The sequence below is a fragment of the Aeromonas sp. S2(2024) genome, assembly GCF_041402505.1.
Lineage (GTDB): Bacteria > Pseudomonadota > Gammaproteobacteria > Enterobacterales > Aeromonadaceae > Aeromonas > Aeromonas media.
This window is the reverse complement of the sequence record NZ_JBGLRL010000007.1, coordinates 52,084-68,778: the sequence shown is the minus strand read 5'-3', so window position 1 is coordinate 68,778 and position 16,695 is coordinate 52,084. Positions and strand designations below refer to the sequence as shown.

The 16,695-nt window shown below is 58.6% G+C and carries 17 protein-coding genes; 12 read left to right on the top strand and 5 right to left on the bottom strand.

What is annotated here, in order from left to right:
- Positions 1–371 precede the first annotated feature (371 nt).
- Positions 372–962, top strand: a complete 591-nt coding sequence (locus ACB039_RS09375; RefSeq protein WP_139751261.1) for a tetratricopeptide repeat protein — start codon at positions 372–374, stop codon at positions 960–962.
- 86 nt (positions 963–1,048) lie between these two features.
- Here ACB039_RS09375 and hmpA read toward each other — a convergent pair whose 3' ends face one another.
- The gene (gene hmpA / locus ACB039_RS09370; RefSeq protein WP_042649808.1) at positions 1,049–2,242 is read right to left on the bottom strand and encodes an NO-inducible flavohemoprotein; all 1,194 of its coding nucleotides are present in this window, start codon (positions 2,240–2,242) and stop codon (positions 1,049–1,051) included.
- A 111-nt stretch (positions 2,243–2,353) separates the two neighbouring features.
- Here hmpA and ACB039_RS09365 point away from each other — a divergent pair, with 111 nt between their 5' ends.
- On the top strand, positions 2,354–2,821 hold the full coding sequence (locus ACB039_RS09365; protein WP_041206413.1) for an Rrf2 family transcriptional regulator: 468 nt from the start codon (positions 2,354–2,356) through the stop codon (positions 2,819–2,821).
- Positions 2,822–2,852: 31 nt separating this feature from the next.
- Here ACB039_RS09365 and ACB039_RS09360 read toward each other — a convergent pair whose 3' ends face one another.
- Positions 2,853–4,133, bottom strand: coding sequence for an HlyC/CorC family transporter (locus tag ACB039_RS09360; protein WP_041206412.1), 1,281 nt, complete (start codon positions 4,131–4,133; stop codon positions 2,853–2,855).
- Positions 4,134–4,173: 40 nt separating this feature from the next.
- The gene (locus ACB039_RS09355) at positions 4,174–4,965 is read right to left on the bottom strand and encodes an inner membrane protein YpjD (RefSeq protein WP_042649821.1); all 792 of its coding nucleotides are present in this window, start codon (positions 4,963–4,965) and stop codon (positions 4,174–4,176) included.
- Between the two features lie 286 nt (positions 4,966–5,251).
- On the opposite strand from ACB039_RS09355, the gene ffh reads away from it, so the two are divergent.
- From ffh to rplS, 5 genes are all read left to right on the top strand, one after another.
- Entirely contained in the window at positions 5,252–6,631 is a 1,380-nt protein-coding gene (ffh, locus tag ACB039_RS09350; protein ID WP_042649809.1) for a signal recognition particle protein, read from the top strand.
- A 179-nt stretch (positions 6,632–6,810) separates the two neighbouring features.
- On the top strand, positions 6,811–7,059 hold the full coding sequence (gene rpsP, locus ACB039_RS09345) for a 30S ribosomal protein S16 (protein WP_042649810.1): 249 nt from the start codon (positions 6,811–6,813) through the stop codon (positions 7,057–7,059).
- 24 nt (positions 7,060–7,083) lie between these two features.
- Positions 7,084–7,605, top strand: a complete 522-nt coding sequence (gene rimM / locus ACB039_RS09340; RefSeq protein ID WP_371165540.1) for a ribosome maturation factor RimM — start codon at positions 7,084–7,086, stop codon at positions 7,603–7,605.
- A gap of 34 nt (positions 7,606–7,639) precedes the next feature.
- The gene (gene trmD, locus ACB039_RS09335) at positions 7,640–8,389 is read left to right on the top strand and encodes a tRNA (guanosine(37)-N1)-methyltransferase TrmD (RefSeq protein WP_010673086.1); all 750 of its coding nucleotides are present in this window, start codon (positions 7,640–7,642) and stop codon (positions 8,387–8,389) included.
- A gap of 32 nt (positions 8,390–8,421) precedes the next feature.
- Positions 8,422–8,769: a 50S ribosomal protein L19 gene (gene rplS, locus ACB039_RS09330; protein WP_005313505.1), complete on the top strand. Its 348-nt coding sequence runs from the start codon at positions 8,422–8,424 to the stop codon at positions 8,767–8,769.
- Between the two features lie 102 nt (positions 8,770–8,871).
- Here rplS and ACB039_RS09325 read toward each other — a convergent pair whose 3' ends face one another.
- Positions 8,872–9,201, bottom strand: coding sequence for an isoamylase early set domain-containing protein (locus tag ACB039_RS09325; RefSeq protein ID WP_010673087.1), 330 nt, complete (start codon positions 9,199–9,201; stop codon positions 8,872–8,874).
- A gap of 83 nt (positions 9,202–9,284) precedes the next feature.
- Positions 9,285–9,959: a DNA mismatch repair endonuclease MutH gene (gene mutH, locus ACB039_RS09320; RefSeq protein ID WP_371165539.1), complete on the bottom strand. Its 675-nt coding sequence runs from the start codon at positions 9,957–9,959 to the stop codon at positions 9,285–9,287.
- A 734-nt stretch (positions 9,960–10,693) separates the two neighbouring features.
- On the opposite strand from mutH, the gene rppH reads away from it, so the two are divergent.
- The 5 genes from rppH to nhaA all read left to right on the top strand — a co-directional run bounded on the left by rppH (position 10,694) and on the right by nhaA (position 16,676).
- The gene (gene rppH, locus ACB039_RS09315; protein WP_041206409.1) at positions 10,694–11,221 is read left to right on the top strand and encodes an RNA pyrophosphohydrolase; all 528 of its coding nucleotides are present in this window, start codon (positions 10,694–10,696) and stop codon (positions 11,219–11,221) included.
- A gap of 13 nt (positions 11,222–11,234) precedes the next feature.
- Entirely contained in the window at positions 11,235–13,514 is a 2,280-nt protein-coding gene (ptsP, locus tag ACB039_RS09310; RefSeq protein WP_041206408.1) for a phosphoenolpyruvate--protein phosphotransferase, read from the top strand.
- 67 nt (positions 13,515–13,581) lie between these two features.
- On the top strand, positions 13,582–14,409 hold the full coding sequence (lgt, locus tag ACB039_RS09305) for a prolipoprotein diacylglyceryl transferase (protein WP_041207083.1): 828 nt from the start codon (positions 13,582–13,584) through the stop codon (positions 14,407–14,409).
- Positions 14,406–15,200 (top strand): thymidylate synthase, encoded by a 795-nt coding sequence (thyA, locus tag ACB039_RS09300; RefSeq protein ID WP_171272655.1) that lies wholly within the window; start codon positions 14,406–14,408, stop codon positions 15,198–15,200. The genes lgt and thyA overlap by 4 nt, the downstream gene beginning before the upstream one ends.
- A 285-nt stretch (positions 15,201–15,485) precedes the next feature.
- Positions 15,486–16,676, top strand: coding sequence for a Na+/H+ antiporter NhaA (gene nhaA / locus ACB039_RS09295; RefSeq protein WP_042648830.1), 1,191 nt, complete (start codon positions 15,486–15,488; stop codon positions 16,674–16,676).
- The last annotated feature ends 19 nt before the right edge of the window (positions 16,677–16,695 follow it).

The window sequence follows — 16,695 nt, the reverse complement described above, 5'->3', positions numbered from 1 at the left end:
GAGATGGACCCGGCTGCCGATAAAGAGGGCAGCAGGAGATCCCTATGATGAAACCCAGTACCCTCATCGGCCTCGTCGGTTTGTGCAGCCTCCCCTTGCAGGGGGCCGAGCCGATCTCGGCGGCCACACAAACCCAGTCGGTGGCGGCCACCACAGTCCCGACCCCCTCGGCGGCTTTGCCATCGACCGCCCCGTCATCAGCACAGGTTGCATCAGCGACTCTACCGGCCATCGCACCTGTACCGTCAGCTGCCGTTGCCCCAGCGCCGGTGGCGTCGGCAGCGTTGCCTACGGCTGCCGCTGCTCCGACCCCTGTGCTGTCGAGCGTTGATGCACCCGCTCCAGTGGCATCAACCCCGGCGGCTGCTCCGCTGCCCAGGGCGGTGAATCCTGGATCCCTGGCCAAGGGAGAGCTGCAGGCTGTGCCGCTCTATCGGCAGGACGAGCTGCTCAACTGGATAGAGCAGGGACGTCATCTGACCCGGGTGAAGCAGGACAGGTGCCAGCTGACCCAGGACATAGAGGCACGCGCCTCTGTGATGAAGATCCCGGCCTATCAGTTCCTGTGGGGGGACATGCTGGCCTGGGGCGTCTGCACCAAGCCGGATGCCCAGGTAGGCGTGCAATACATGTGGGAGGCGGCCAATCAGGGCCTGGCTCCCGCACTGGAGCAGCTGGGGCGCTACTACTGGAAAGGCATCCTGGTCCAGAAGGACCTGGTACGGGCCGAGACCCTGATGCGGGAGGCTGCCAGCCTGGGTTTCCAGCGGGCCCAGATAGAGTGGGTCGAGATGCTGTTGCAGGGTATGGGCAGTCCGCTGGATTACGAGGAGGCCTACCACTGGCTGCACGGCGCCGTCATCGGCGACAAGGCGACCCACCAGAAGGCGGCTAGCCTGCTGAGCCGACTCGGTAATCGCATGCCCGCCAATGCCATCGCCCGCGCCAAGGCGATGCACTAAGTCCGGCAAGCCAGGCCACTCGATACAACAAGGCCCGCGAACCTGCGTTCGTGGGCCTTGTTCATTTTCCCTGTCAGGAGGCGGGATCAGAGATCCTGATGGGGGCCGAACACCTCGTAATGCATTCTGTCTGCGGGGACGCCCAAACTGCTCAGCTGATCTTTCACAGCCTTCATAAAGCCCAGGGGGCCGCAGAAGTAGTAGTGAGCGTTGGCCGGGATGAGGTCAGTGACCTGTTCCAGCGCCAGGGTGCCGCTGAAGTCGTAATCTTGCCCCTGCACGTCCTGTTCGGCAGGTGTCCTATACCAGACCCGGCTCTGCAAGCTGGCGTGCTGGCTGCTCTTTATCTGGATCTCTTCCTTGAAGGCATGCTGGGCGCCATGCTCGCAAGCGTGCAGCCAGCGGATTTCAGTCCCCGCTTGTTCAGCCAGCAACTGGTTCAGCATGCTCAGCATGGGGGTCAGACCCACTCCGGCGGAGATCAGTACCACTGGGGTGGCCGTCTCGGTCTGCAGGAAGAAGTCCCCCGCCGGTGGCATCAGCGCCACCTCGTCACCGATGTGAAGCTGGTCATGCAGCAGGTTGGAGGCCTGGCCCTGGGGCTCGCGCTTGACGCTGATGCGGTAGTCGCGGCCATTAGGGGCATCGGAGAGGGAGTATTGGCGGATCTCCTGATGCTCCAGTGTCGGGTGATTGAGCCTGATGCTGATATATTGCCCCGGCTTGAAGCGCAGTACGGGCTTGCCGTCGACGGGGGCCAGCACGAAGGAGGTGACAAGCTCGCTCTCCTGGCGCTTCTCCTTGATGAGGAAAGCGCGAGCACCTTGCCAGCCGCCGATCTCGCTCGCCTTCTCCCGGTAGAGCTCGCCCTCCCGGCCGATAAAGATATCGGCCAGCACCCCATAAGCCTTGCCCCAGGCCTCCAATACCTCGTCAGTCACCGCGCTGCCACCCATTTCTTTGAGCGTGGCCAAGAGATGACTACCCACAATGTGATATTGTTCCGGCTGGATCAGGAAACCCGTGTGCTTGTGGGCGATGCGTTCCACGGCACCGGCCAGGGCCCCCAGGTTGTCTATATTCCTGGCGTAGGCCGCCACTGCGCTGAACAGGGCCAGGGGTTGGCCGCCACTGCGCTGATGAGCCAGGTTGAACACATCCTTCAACTCGGGGTTGTGGCTGAACATGCGCTGGTAGAAGTGCTGGGTAAGGGCAGGCCCCGCCGATTCGAGCAAAGGAATGGTGCTCTTGATGACGGCGATGGTGGCTTGGTCTAACATAGGAGGTCCTTTCTAATTGAACATCTGGAATGTCACTTAATAAGTTGCATCCTAAATGTTTAATTGATCTGGATCAATCATCAATTCTTTGCGCTATGCGCCACAGGCACTATGAGACTAACAAGCTATACCGATTTTGGATTGAGAGCCCTGCTCTATCTGGCCACGTTGCCGGAGGGGGAATTGTCGAGCGTGGCCAAGGTGTCTGCCTTGTATGACGTCTCTCGCAATCACATGGTGAAGGTGGTGAACCAGCTGGTGAAGCTGGGTTATCTGCAGTCCCAGCGTGGCAAGAATGGCGGGATCCGCATGGCCTGTTCCCCTGAGAGCGTGAACATAGGCCAGGTGATCCGGGCGCTGGAAGGCAATCTGGATGGGATCGACTGCGGTTCCCCCGTCTGCCATATTGTCTCTGTCTGCCTGCTCAAGAGTGCACTGAAGGAGGCGATGAACGCCTTCCTGGCGGTGATGGACGGCTATACGCTGCAAGACTTGCTGGCCAACCGCGACGAGCTGCAGCAGGTGTTTGGCGAGTTGATCCCGACCCTGGTGCTGGAGCCGGATGACGAGAGCGAGTGAGACAAAAAAGGCTGCCATCGGCAGCCTTTTTTCAATCCTCGTAACCTGACTCGTTACGGTAGAGGTGTGGCATGATCCTCGCCATCTTCACCATGTTGTTTTCCACTTCGAGGATTTCGATGGGGTAACCCGCCAGCCTGACACTGATGTTGGGCTGGGGGATCTCCTCCAGGTACTCCAGAATCACCCCGTTGAGGGTGCGCGGGCCGTCGATGGGCAGGTGCCAGTGCATCTCCTTGTTCAGCTCGCGGATGCTGGCGGAGCCTTCCACCAGGAAGGATCCGTCCGGCTGGGGGTGGATCTCGTCGCTCGGCGCCGGGGCCATGGAGGTGGTGAAGTCGCCCACTATCTCTTCCAGGATGTCATCCAGGGTGATCAGCCCCTGAATATCGCCATACTCGTCGACAATCAGCCCGATCCTCTCCTTGTTGCGCTGGAACTTGGCCAGCTGCACGTTGAGCGGCGTGCCTTGTGGAATGAAGTAGATGGGATCGACTTCCCGCAGCAGGCTGGACTTGCTGAACTGGTCCCTGGCGACGAGCCTGAGGGCGTCACGAGAGTGTAAAAATCCGACAACGTCGTCAATATTGTCGCGATAGAGCAGGATCTTGGTGTGGGCGCAGTGGGCCAGCTGGCGCAGTATGCTCTTCCAGTCGTCATTGATGTCGATGGCAGAGATCTCGCTGCGCGGCACCATGATGTTTTCCACCGTCATCTTGTCCAGATCCAGAATGCTGATCAGCATCTCCTGATGGCGCTGGGGGATGAGGCTGCCCGCCTCGTTGACTATGGTGCGCAGCTCTTCGGTGTTGAGGGAGTCATCCTTGCGATGTTCGAGGCGCAGCAGCTTGAGCAAGAGGTTGGTGATGCTGTTGATGAGCCAGACCAGCGGGGCGAAGGGCACCATCAGCCCCTTGAGGACCCAGGAGGCGGGATAGGCGATGCGCTCGGGAAACATGGCCGCCAGTGTCTTGGGGGTGACTTCCCCGAACACCAGCACCACCAGGGTGAGGCCGAAGGTGGCGATGGCGACGCCGAGATCCCCAAACAGCCGGATGCAGACGATGGTGGCGATGGCGGAGGCCAGAATGTTGACCAGGTTGTTGCCGATGAGGATGAGGCCAAGCAGGCGATCCGGTCGGGCCAGCAGCTTTTCGACCCGACGGGCTGCCTTGTGTTTGGTTTGGGCCAGATGCCGCAGCTTGTAGCGGTTGAGGGACATCAGACCGGTTTCGGAACTGGAGAAGAAGGCTGACAACACAATCAAAATAACGAGAACAATCAGTAATGTGCTCGTTGAGATACTGTCCAAGAAGGGCTCCTGTTGGGGTGGTTTTTGGGGTGCTGAACCGTCAGCTCAGCAAGACTTCCTTGACGAAGCGGCTGCCAAAGTAAGCCAGGGTCAGGATGACGCTGCCGATGAGGCTCAGCATGATGACCTTGCGACCACGCCAGCCACGGGTGTGGTGACCCCACAGCAGCAAGGCGTAGACGCACCAGGCCAGGATCGAGAGGATGGCCTTGTGGGATTTGCCCTGGGCAAACATGTCTTCCAGGAAGAACAGACCCGAGGCGATGGAGAGGGTCAGCAGCAACAGGCCCGCGGAGATGAGCTGGAACAGACGCTTCTCCACCGTCATCAGGGGCGGCATGGCGGGCAGATGGCTTATCTTTCTGGACTTCAGCTGCCGATCCAGACAGGCAAGCTGCAGCGCAAACAGGCAGGCGATCATCAGTACCGAATAGGCCATCAAGGCGAGCCCGATGTGCAGCAGCAGTTGGGGGTGCGCTTCCAGATGAGTGATGTAGCGGCCCGGAATCAGGGCGCTGGCGGCGAGCAGCAAGGCCGAGAAACTGTAGACCACGGGCAGCAGGATCCAGCCGTTGAAACGGCGGGTAACGCAGGTCATGAAGCCGCTGATGATGAGGCTGACCAGGGAGGCGACGTTCAACATGCTGAGATTCTGGCCGGAATGGGTGGCCAGCACCTCGCTTCCCACCGCCACACCATGTGCAGTCAGGGCCAGGCCGACACAGGCAAACAGCGACACCTGCCCGACGGGCTTGGCGCTGAGCAGCAGGTGCAGAGAGGCGATGATGGCCAGCAGGTAAAACGCCAGGGCCAGAACAGAGATCACGATCATAACCAGGTCGTTGTCGAACAAGCTTTTATGGATAAGAGGGGCAGTATACCTTGCACAAGATATGCTCGCCAGTTGTGCCAGGGGCTAACTGCCCATATATAAGTAGCAGCTGACAGCCCCGTGCGGCGAATAATCGTCCTCCGGCGTTGACTGGGGTATAATGCCCTCCATTTGTTACACCCGCTCATTCGATGGCGGGTCACCGCCTCAAGCGGTGAGTAATCGTCCCCACAGTGCTGACTGGGGTATAATGCCCCACTAGTTACGCCAAGAATCGGAATGCGTCATGTTTGAGAATTTGACTGAACGACTCTCGCGCACCCTGCGCAATGTCAGTGGCCGTGGCCGACTGACCGAAGAGAACATCAAGGATACCTTGCGTGAAGTACGCATGGCGCTGCTCGAGGCGGACGTGGCCCTGCCGGTGGTGCGTGACTTCGTTGCCCGCGTGAAAGAGCGTGCAGTCGGCCAGGAAGTGGCCAAGTCCCTGAGCCCGGGCCAGGCCTTCATCAAGATAGTGCATGGCGAGCTGGTCTCCGTCATGGGAGAGGCGAACGAGCAGCTCAATCTGGCCGCACAGCCGCCGGCCATCATCCTGATGGCGGGCCTGCAGGGTGCCGGTAAGACCACGACTGTGGGCAAGCTCGCCAAGCTGCTCAAGGAGCGCCACAAGAAGAAGGTGCTGGTGGTCAGTGCCGACGTCTACCGCCCGGCGGCGATCAAGCAGCTCGAGACCCTGGCCAATGACATCTCGGTCGATTTCTTCCCAAGCGATGTGACCCAGAAGCCGGTGGCGATCGCCACCGCCGCCATCGATCAGGCGCGCAAGAAATTCTATGACGTGGTGATCGTCGATACCGCCGGTCGTCTGCACGTGGACACCGAGATGATGGCGGAGATCCAGGATCTCCACGCCACCATCAAGCCGGTCGAGACCCTGTTCGTGGTGGATGCCATGACAGGTCAGGATGCTGCCAATACCGCCAAGGCGTTCAACGAAGCGCTGCCGCTCACCGGCGTCATCCTCACCAAGGCGGACGGCGACGCCCGCGGCGGTGCCGCCCTGTCGGTGCGCCACATCACCGGCAAGCCGGTCAAGTTCATCGGTATGGGCGAGAAGACCGATGCCCTTGAGCCCTTCCACCCGGATCGACTCGCATCCCGCATCCTCGGCATGGGGGACGTGCTGTCGCTCATCGAAGAGGTGGAACGCAACGTCGACAAGGAAAAAGCCGCCAAGCTGGCCAACAAGGTCAAGAGCGGCAAGGGCTTCGATCTGGAAGATTTCCGCGAGCAGCTGGCCCAGATGCGCAACATGGGCGGCATGATGGGCATGCTCGACAAGTTGCCCGGCATGTCCGGTCTGCCGGATAACGTGAAAGATCAGATGGATGACAAGATCACAGTGCGGATGGAGGCCATCATCAGCTCCATGACGCCCAAGGAGCGTGCTCATCCCGATCTCATCAAGGGCTCCCGCAAGCGTCGCATCGCCGCGGGTTCCGGCATGCAGGTGCAGGACGTGAACAAGCTGCTCAAGCAGTTCACCGAGATGCAGCGCATGATGAAGAAGATGTCCGGCAAGGGTGGCATGCGCAAGATGATGGGCCAGATGAAGAACATGCTGCCACCCGGATTCGGTGGTGGCGGGCGCGGTCCGTTCTGATTTTCCTGCTTGTCAGGCAAAAAGGCTCACTTCGGTGAGCCTTTTTCATGCCAACTCCTGCGCAAAAAATAGCAGGCTTGGTTGCAATTATTACGAATCCAAGTAGAATTACGCGGCTTATTTTAAGCTAGGGTCTGCGTATTTGCAGGCCTTGTTCATTAGATGTTCATGAGGACGATATGGTAACCATTCGTTTACAACGTGGTGGCGCGAAAAAGCGTCCGTTCTACCAGGTAGTAGTTTCTGACAGCCGTTGCGCCCGTGACGGTCGCTTCATCGAGCGCGTTGGTTTCTTCAACCCGGTTGCTGCTGGTAACGCTGAAAAGCTGAACCTGGACCTGGCTCGTATCGAGCATTGGGTTGCTACTGGTGCCACTGTTTCTGACCGTGTTGCCAAGCTGATCAAAGACGCTAAAAAAGCTGCTTAATCAGCCAAGCGGTAAGGAGTTAAGGTGGAAAAACCTATAGTTCTGGGCACCCTGGGTACCGTTTACGGCATCAAGGGCTGGCTTAAAGTGAACTCCTTCACCGATGTTGCCGAAGCGATTTTCGATTACAACCCCTGGCTGATCAATCAGAACGGGGTATGGCGTGAGATTCAGGTTTCGGCCTGGAAGCGTCACAACAAGGGTCTGATCTGCAAGCTCGATGGTATCGATGTGCGCGAGGATGCCCTGGCATTGACCAATGTCGAGATTGGCGTAGCCGCCGATCTGTTGCCTGCGTTGCCTGAAGGTGAGTTCTACTGGCGTGACCTCATTGGTTGCACCGTGGTAACCACCAAGGGATACGACCTGGGCAAGGTGACCGAATTGATGGAAACCGGCTCCAACGATGTGTTGGTGGTTGAGGCCAATGTAAAAGATGCCTTTGGTGCAAAGGAGCGGTTGATACCGTTCCTGGAAGAGCAGGTGATCAAGAATATTGATCTGACTGCTCGAACAATCGAAGTTGATTGGGATCCTGGTTTCTAGTTTCCCGCGCTAACACGGGTGCCGGAGGTTTCTTATGTGGATTGGGGTCATTAGCCTCTTCCCGGAAATGTTCCGAGCCATTACCGAGCACGGGGTAACGGGTCGGGCCGTCAAGAGTGGCCTGCTGCAGATTGAGTGCTGGAACCCTCGGGACTTCACCCACGACAAACACCGTACGGTCGATGATCGTCCTTATGGTGGTGGGCCCGGCATGTTGATGATGGTTCAGCCGCTGCGTGATGCCATTCATGCAGCCAAGCAAGCGGCGGGAGACGGGGCGAAAGTCATCTATCTCTCTCCTCAGGGACGCAAGCTGACTCAAGCGGGCGTGACCGAGTTGGCGACGAATCAGAAACTGATTCTGGTCGCCGGTCGATACGAAGGTATCGATGAGCGCGTGATACAAACCGAAGTCGACGAAGAGTGGTCTATCGGGGATTACGTGTTAAGTGGTGGCGAGTTGCCTGCCATGACCCTGATCGATGCGGTTTCGCGTCTGGTCCCGGGGGTCTTGGGTGATCAGGCCAGTGCCGAGCAGGACTCCTTCACGGATGGGCTGCTGGATCATCCCCACTATACTCGGCCGGAGGTGTTGGATGGGCTGACGGTGCCCGAGGCGCTGACAAGCGGCAATCACGAAGTGATTCGGCGCTGGCGACTCAAGCAATCGCTCGGACGAACCTGGCAGAGAAGGCCGGAACTTATTAACAACCTAGCTCTGACTGACGAGCAAGAATCACTTCTTGCCGAGTATGTCCGCGAAGTGCGTGACAGCGTTAAGTAGAGTTTTCAGTTTATCCTAGGTAAGGAAAGACAATGAGCAAGATTATTCAGCAGCTTGAACAAGAGCAACTACGTACCGACATCCCGGCTTTTGCCCAGGGCGACACCGTACGTGTTCAAGTTCGTGTTAAAGAAGGTGGTAAAGAGCGTCTGCAGGCTTTCGAAGGCATCGTGATTGCCAAGCGTAACCGCGGTCTGCACTCTGCTTTCACCGTTCGCAAGATCTCCAACGGCGAAGGTGTTGAGCGTGTATTCCAGACTCACTCTCCGCTGATCCACAGTGTAGAACTGAAGCGTCGTGGTGATGTTCGCCGCGCCAAACTGTACTACCTGCGCAACCTGTCCGGCAAAGCTGCTCGTATCAAAGAGAAGCTCAACTAATTCGATTCGAATTGGTGTCGGTATGTCGGCGAAAAGCTCGACAGGTAGTGAAAAGGCTCGCCAATGGCGAGCCTTTTTTGTATCCGTGTGCGGGGTATTGGCTCAACCGGGCTGGCTGACCCGCACCACAGAGTTGTCACGCCCGAAGGGGCCAGGCACGTAGTCGTCCGCCTCCCAGTCGTTGTCATAAAGGGTTTCACCATCGGGTTGCACTAGCTGATAGCAATACTCGAAATGGCTGGGGCCATCGGTCGGCAGGTTGAGTGTCGCCTTGAACTCCCCGTTTTTCATCCTCTTCAGTTCAATGGGCTGCCACTGGCTGAATTCACCCAGCAGCAAGACCTGCTCGGCATCACCGGCGGCCTCCTTTTCGACGGCAAAGGTCACCTTGACCTCGGGACGGGATTTGAGGAATTGCTTGTTGATCGGCATATGGACTCCTTGTCACTGGCTGCGAAGAAAGTAGCGCTGGTTATTTTTATATCACTTTATGACAAGGATGTTGATAAACAGGATCAAAGGGGGAGGGCAAAATGGCGCTGCAGGAGTTGATGGGTGAACTCGATCTTGAGGTAGAAGCCCCGTGGTAGCGTCATGATGGGTTGGCCATTGCGGCCGATGGCGCGGGTCAGCGCCTTGCTGTTGGCCGCCTTGGGGCGCAGCTGCAATACCTGGCCGTGGCGGGCGCTGATCTGCTCCACTTCCCCCAGCACTATCATGTCCATCAGCTCCTCCCAATCCTGACGCAGCAACCTGTCTTCTTCTTCGCTCGGGCTCCACAGCAAGGGCATGCCTACCCGGCGTTCACCGACGGGGATGGTGCGGCTGCCCTCCACCGGGATCCAGAGTACCCGCGACAGCTTGTTGCGCACATTGGACTCCTCCCAGCGCTGGCCACTGATCCCGATGAGGGGAGCGACGCAGACGAAGGTGGTTTCCAGTGGTTTGCCCTGAGGATCGATCGGGATCGTCTTGAGCTCGATGCCGAGATCGGGGAAGTCCTGCTCCGGCCGGCTGCCCGCGCTGGCGCCCAGCTGCCACTCGATCAACTGACCGATCCACCCCTTGTCCCGTCTGAGATCCCGTGGCACCGGGATGCCGGCCGTCGCAGCGAGCTGGGCCAGGGTGAAGCCGGCCATGGCGTAGGCGCGCGCCAGCAATTCCTGCTCTGACTGTGGGTTGGCGGGCATGAGGGGCTCCTGTTGACGAGAAGGGGGGTGGACAAGTGTGATCCTGACAGAGGATCGCTGTTTTTGTAACCGATCCTTGCCCGACTATGCACAGGGGGGGCAAGATTGTGAATTATCATCTATGGCAATGATTTTAAAGGAGTTTGACTTTTTTCTCCAGCCTGGAGAACGGGAGGATCCCGGTTGCAACGAGTTGTCCAAGGGTTTGGCCTGGCTGTTGCACATAGTTATCCACAGAAATCTTGGATAACTGACATAAAGTGGTGATACAGGGCCTGGCATCAGAAATAAATGTGAGAGCACACCGATTTTTCTCGCCATATCGGTGCAGATAATGCGCCATCCTTGTGGATAAACTAGCCTTGGTGGATCTTTGAGCAGTCGAACTTGTTCACAATTGACAGCCAGGATCCTCGGGCGCAAAAGACATGGATCTTGATCCAGTCTTTAAATATTAACTATATGTATTTAAATGAATATTTTGTTTTTATATGAATCGGGTATGATACGGCATGATTTGAAGTCGTAGTATAAAACTACTGTATATACCCGCTTGATCACAGGCTTATGCACAGTCTGGGTGGGCAACTTGCGGAGCTTGTCCTTCAGGTTTGTTTATAACTTTGCTTGAAATGCCAAGTTATTCATGAGTGGAAGATGACAGTCCCTGTTTGCCGCCACGGGGTGAATGTGGAACAATCTCTTTATAGATTCAGCCTTTATAAGGTGATCACGTGATAGATGGCGACGGATTTCGTCCCAATGTCGGCATCGTGATCTGTAACCGTGACGGGCAAGTATTGTGGGCTAAGCGCTATGGGCAGCACTCCTGGCAGTTTCCGCAGGGGGGGGTTGATGATGGTGAATCGCCGGAACAGGCCATGTATCGTGAGTTGTATGAGGAGATAGGCCTCAAGCCCGACGATGTGACCATACTGGCGACCAGTCGCAACTGGCTGAAGTACCGCTTACCCAAACGACTCGTTCGCTGGGACAGTTCACCGGTCTGTATTGGCCAGAAGCAGAAATGGTTTTTGTTGCAGCTCGAGCCTGGCAAAGAGTCCAGGATCCAGTTCGGCTGTCATGGTCACCCGGAATTTGATGATTGGCGTTGGGTCAGCTTCTGGTACCCGGTTCGTCAGGTCGTCTCCTTCAAGCGGGAAGTTTACCGCCGGGTGATGAAGGAGTTTGCCCCGCTGGCCATGCCGGTGCCGGTGGTGCAGGTTAATCGAAAGGATGGGCGGCGCAACCGCTCGCGCTAAGGAGCACAATTAGTTGCTGACGGAACTCAGACGCATCGTCGAGAGCATGGCCGAGGCCAACACCCTCGAACAGGCCTTGCAAGCATTGGTGAGCCAGACCCGACTCGCCATGATGGTGGACTGCTGCTCCGTTTATGTCGCCGAGCCCGATATGCGCCGCTATCGACTGGCGGCGACCGATGGGCTGGCCGAGTCGGCGGTGGGCAAGGCCACCCTGCCGTTCGAGCAGGGCATAGTCGGTCTGGTGGGTCAGCGGGAAGAGCTGATCAACCTGGCCGATGCCCCTTCTCATCCGAGTTTCAAGTTTCTGCCCGATGTCGCAGAAGAGGCGTTTCGCTCCTTCCTCGGCGCCCCCATCATGCACCAGCGCCAGGTGGTCGGCATTCTGGTGGTGCAGCAGAAAGAGAGCCGGCTGTTCGATGAAGGGGAAGAGTCCTTCATGGTCACCCTGGCGGCGCAACTGGCGGCCCGCATCGCCCAGGCCCAGGCCAAGGGCTGGTTGCAGAAGACCGACTGGAGCAAGCCGCTGCGTGGCATCGCCGGTGCCAGCGGCATCGCCATCGCCAAGGCCTGGGTGTGGCGTCCGCGCAAGGCGCTCAACAGCATCACCCCGCGCAAGGATGAGGAGCACGGCAAGCAGCTGGCTCGGCTGGAGCTTGCGGTGGAAGAGGTGCGCCACGATCTGGAGAGCCTGGCGCTGCGCTTTCGCGAGAGCTACAGCCAGGACTCGGTCGCCATCTTCGACATCTATCTGCACCTGCTGAACGATCCCGGCTACATCAAGCCGATCCGCAACAAGGTCAGCAAGGAGCACTGGACCGCCATCTCCGCGGTCAAGATCATCAGCGATCGGCTGATCGATCAGTTCAAGGGGATGAAGGATCCCTATCTGCGGGAGCGCTCAACCGATGTGAAAGACATCGCCCAGCGGCTCATCAGCCGGCTGGTGCAGGACGAACCCGAGCAGCTCACCATAGGAGAGCCGGTGGTGCTGGTCGCCGACGAGGTGACCGCCACCATACTCGCCGAGATCCCGCGGGAGTTTCTGAGCGGTGTGGTCTCCCTCAAGGGCGGGACCAACTCCCATGCCGCCATCCTGGCCCGTGCCATGGGGGTAGCGGCCATCATGGGGGTGGATCTGCCGCTCGGCGATATAGGCGGGCGCACTCTGGTGGTCGACGGCTACAGCGGCGATCTCTTCATCGAGCCCAATCAGGTGATCCTGACCGAGTACCGGCAACTGCTCAATGAGGAGCGGGCGCTCGATACCCTGGTGCGCAGCGTCGACAATCAACCCTCGGAGACCGCAGACGGCACCCCTGTCTCCCTGCTGCTCAACGCCGGCCTCAGCGCCGACACCGAGATATCCCTCAACCATCTGGCGGATGGGGTCGGACTCTATCGCACCGAGATCCCCTTCATGCTGCAGGACAGCTTCCCCTCCGAATGGGAGCAGACGGCGCGCTATCGTGGGATCCTGGAGACCTATCGGGATCGCCCCGTCTGCATGCGCACCCTGGATGTGGGGGGGGACAAGCAATTGCCCTATTTCCCCATCGTGGAGGAAAATCCCTTCCTTGGCTGGCGGGGGATCCGGCTCACCCTGGATCACCCCGAGTTGTTCCTGGTGCAGCTCAAGGCCATGCTGCGCGCCAGCGAAGGGCTGGACAATCTGGCCATCATGCTGCCGATGATCAGCAGCGTCAGTGAAATCAAGGCCTCCCGCCGGCTGCTGGATCAGGCCTGGCGTGAAGTGTCGGAAGAGGCGGCGAGCCGCGATGCGGTGATCCGCTACCCCAGCCTGGGGGTGATGATAGAGGTGCCCTCCGCCCTCTACATCCTGCCGGAGATGGCCCCCCTCATCGACTTCTGGTCGGTGGGCAGCAATGACCTGACCCAGTATCTGCTGGCGGTGGATCGCAACAACGCCCGGGTCGCCAGTATCTATGACGCCTTCCACCCCGCGGTGATCCGCGCCCTGCAACTGCTGGTCGATGCCTCCCATCGCTACCAGAAGCCGGTCTCGGTCTGCGGCGAGCTGGCCGGGGATCCGGTCGGCGTGCTGCTGTTGCTGGCCATGGGCTATCGCCGTTTCAGCATGAACACCCACAACATTTCCCGCATCAAGTACGTGTTGCGTCAATCCGATCTCGGCGAGCTGAAGGCGCTGATGGCCGATGGCCTCAAGCACGACAATCCCCACGTGCTCCGTGGCCTGTTTGCCCGCTACCTGGAAGAGCACGGTCTTGGCGGTTTGCTGCGCGCGGGTCACAAGACCAAGCTGCCCGATTGATATTCAGTCTTGTTCCTGCTGACGAATGATCGGAGAATGCGGCTTTTCTTATGACTGGGGCCGCGCCATGCAGCACGACGGATATTGGGTTTTCTCGCAGATTGATCCCGTAGCATTCAGTTTGGGACCACTATCGGTACGCTGGTATGGTCTCATGTATTTGTTTGGTTTCGCCTTTGCCATGTGGCTTGCGGGCCGCCGCGCCGACGCGCCCAACAGTGGCTGGACCCGCAACGAGGTGTCTGACCTGCTGTTCTACGGCTTCCTCGGGGTGATCCTGGGCGGTCGTATCGGCTATGTGCTGTTCTACAACTTCGATCTCTTCCTGGCCGATCCCACCTACCTGTTCAAGATCTGGACCGGGGGCATGTCGTTCCACGGCGGTCTGATCGGGGTCATCACCGCCATGATCTGGTTTGCGCACAAGACCAAGCGTCACTTCTTCACCGTGGCGGACTTTGTGGCACCGCTCATTCCATTCGGTCTCGGCGTCGGCCGTATCGGCAACTTCATGAACGGCGAGCTGTGGGGCCGGGTCACGGACGTGCCCTGGGCCATCATCTTCCCGGAGGCAGGCCCCGAGCCGCGTCACCCCTCCCAGCTCTACCAGTTCGCCCTGGAAGGTGTGGTGCTCTTCATCATCCTGAACCTGTTCTGGCGCAAGAACCCGCCACGGGGCGCCATCTCCGGCATGTTCCTGCTGTTCTACGGCCTGTTCCGCTTCCTGGTGGAGTTCGTACGCCAGCCTGACAGTCAGCTGGGTCTCTACTTCCAGGAGATCAGCATGGGCCAGATCCTCTCCACCCCGATGATCATCATCGGCGCCCTGATGATCTGGGTTGCCTACAAGCGTCCGCAGTTGTTCGGCAACGCAGCGAAGGAGGCAAAGCAATGAGGGCCTATCTCGACCTGATGCAGAAGATCCTGGATGAAGGCACAGTCAAATCCGATCGCACCGGCACGGGGACCGTCTCCCTGTTCGGTCATCAGATGCGCTTCAATCTGGCGGAAGGCTTCCCGCTGGTCACCACCAAGAAGTGTCACCTGCGCTCCATCATTCATGAATTGCTGTGGTTCCTCAATGGCGACACCAACACTGCCTACCTGAAAGAGCACGGCGTCAGCATCTGGGACGAGTGGGCTGACGAGCACGGCGATCTGGGCCCTGTCTATGGTGCCCAATGGCGCTCCTGGCCGGCGGCCGATGGCACTGTCATCGACCAGATCCAGAAGGCGGTGGATGACATCAAGCACAACCCGGATTCCCGCCGCATCATAGTCTCCGCCTGGAACGTGGGTGAGCTGGACAAGATGGCGCTCGCCCCTTGTCATGCCTTCTTCCAGTTCTATGTGGCGGACGGCAAGCTCTCTTGCCAGCTCTATCAACGCAGCTGCGACGTCTTCCTCGGTCTGCCATTCAACATCGCGAGCTACGCCCTGCTGACCCACATGATGGCCCAGCAGTGCGATCTGGCCGTGGGCGACTTCGTCTGGACCGGTGGCGATGTGCACCTCTACTCCAACCACATGGAGCAGACGGCGCTGCAGCTCTCCCGCGAGCCGCGTTCCTTGCCGCAGCTGGTGATCAAGCGCAAGCCGGACTCCATCTTCGACTACAGGTTCGAGGATTTCGAGATCCAGGGCTATGATCCTCACCCGGGTATCAAGGCCCCTGTCGCCATCTGATCCCGCATCCGCCATGATGGCGAGCGGCTCTCGGCGGGATCTCCCGCTATGCTATTCCATCTGTTCGAAAGGCGCCTGCGGGCGCCTTTTTTATTCCAGATCAGAATGAATATGCAAAGAAATGAATGGCGAACAGGTTCGAGAAGGCGGGGTAAAACGTGCTTATAGCAGACATGATTTATTTTGCCTTCGGTTTTTCCGTTGTTATTGGCAGTTAGAAACGATTTTTCATTAGTTCACTCGGCCCCTAGACTGAAAAAGTACAATTTTATGGATAGTTAGACCATGAGCGATGTGTTCAAGCGATTTCTCAAACTGGAGTCAGCCTCCGGAATAATTCTGATCCTGGCCGCCTTGCTGGCCATCGGTCTGGCCAACTCTGCCCTGGCGGAGCACTATCAGAGTTTCCTCAATACTCAGGTACAGGTGCGCATTGCCGCCCTGGACATCAACAAGCCGTTGCTGCTCTGGATCAACGACGGCTTCATGGCGCTCTTCTTCCTGTTGGTCGGGCTGGAAGTAAAGCGTGAGATGCTGGAGGGGGCGCTCTCATCCCGGGTGCAGGCCACCTTCCCGGCCATCGCCGCCGTGGGCGGCATGCTGGCCCCTGCACTCATCTATGCCTTCTTCAACTACGAGGACGAAGTCACCCGGGCCGGTTGGGCCATCCCGGCTGCGACCGATATCGCCTTCGCCCTCGGGGTGATGGCGCTGCTTGGCAAACGGGTGCCGACCAGCCTGAAGGTTTTCCTGCTGGCCCTGGCCATCATGGATGACCTGGGGGTCATCATCATCATCGCGCTGTTCTATACCCAACAGCTGTCGCTGACCGCACTGGCGGTCGGTATAGTGGCGACCCTTACTCTGCTCTGGATGAATCGCCGTGGTGAGGACAGGATCGGCCTTTACATGCTGGTGGGTCTGGTGCTCTGGGTGGCCGTGCTCAAGTCAGGTGTTCATGCGACCCTGGCTGGCGTCATCGTTGGCTTCATGATCCCTATCTCCGGGCAGCGTTATGCCTCGCCGCTCAAGCACCTGGAGCATGCGCTGCATCCTTGGAGCGCGTATCTGATCTTGCCGTTGTTTGCCTTTGCCAACGCTGGTGTCTCCCTCGACGGGATCCAGCTGTCAGATCTGCTCAGCCCGGTGCCCATGGGCATCATACTGGGGCTCTTCATCGGCAAGCCCCTCGGCATCTTCACCATCAGCTGGCTGTCGGTGAAACTCGGCATTGCCCAGCTGCCGAGTGGCGTCAACTTCAAGCAGATCTTTGCCGTCAGCATCCTGTGTGGCATCGGCTTTACTATGTCGATGTTCATCGCGTCGCTGGCATTCGAGCATGGCGGACTGGACTACGGCAGCTACTCACGCCTCGGTATCCTGGTGGGATCCACCCTGGCGGCCGTGATCGGTTTTATCGCCCTGCGGATATCGCTGCCCAATCGGGAGGCGAATCAAAGCACGGAGGGGTTATGAGAAGACTCGGATGGTTAGT

Excerpts from the sequence above, each read along its gene's own strand:
- hmpA (WP_042649808.1), bottom strand. The coding sequence starts at position 2,242 with ATGTTAGACCAAGCCACCATCGCCGTCATCAAGAGCACCATTCCTTTG.
- ACB039_RS09365 (WP_041206413.1), top strand. The coding sequence starts at position 2,354 with ATGAGACTAACAAGCTATACCGATTTTGGATTGAGAGCCCTGCTCTAT.
- ACB039_RS09355 (WP_042649821.1), bottom strand. The coding sequence starts at position 4,965 with ATGATCGTGATCTCTGTTCTGGCCCTGGCGTTTTACCTGCTGGCCATC.
- ffh (WP_042649809.1), top strand. The coding sequence starts at position 5,252 with ATGTTTGAGAATTTGACTGAACGACTCTCGCGCACCCTGCGCAATGTC.
- rpsP (WP_042649810.1), top strand. The coding sequence starts at position 6,811 with ATGGTAACCATTCGTTTACAACGTGGTGGCGCGAAAAAGCGTCCGTTC.
- trmD (WP_010673086.1), top strand. The coding sequence starts at position 7,640 with ATGTGGATTGGGGTCATTAGCCTCTTCCCGGAAATGTTCCGAGCCATT.
- rplS (WP_005313505.1), top strand. The coding sequence starts at position 8,422 with ATGAGCAAGATTATTCAGCAGCTTGAACAAGAGCAACTACGTACCGAC.
- ACB039_RS09325 (WP_010673087.1), bottom strand. The coding sequence starts at position 9,201 with ATGCCGATCAACAAGCAATTCCTCAAATCCCGTCCCGAGGTCAAGGTG.
- mutH (WP_371165539.1), bottom strand. The coding sequence starts at position 9,959 with ATGCCCGCCAACCCACAGTCAGAGCAGGAATTGCTGGCGCGCGCCTAC.
- lgt (WP_041207083.1), top strand. The coding sequence starts at position 13,582 with ATGCAGCACGACGGATATTGGGTTTTCTCGCAGATTGATCCCGTAGCA.
- thyA (WP_171272655.1), top strand. The coding sequence starts at position 14,406 with ATGAGGGCCTATCTCGACCTGATGCAGAAGATCCTGGATGAAGGCACA.
- nhaA (WP_042648830.1), top strand. The coding sequence starts at position 15,486 with ATGAGCGATGTGTTCAAGCGATTTCTCAAACTGGAGTCAGCCTCCGGA.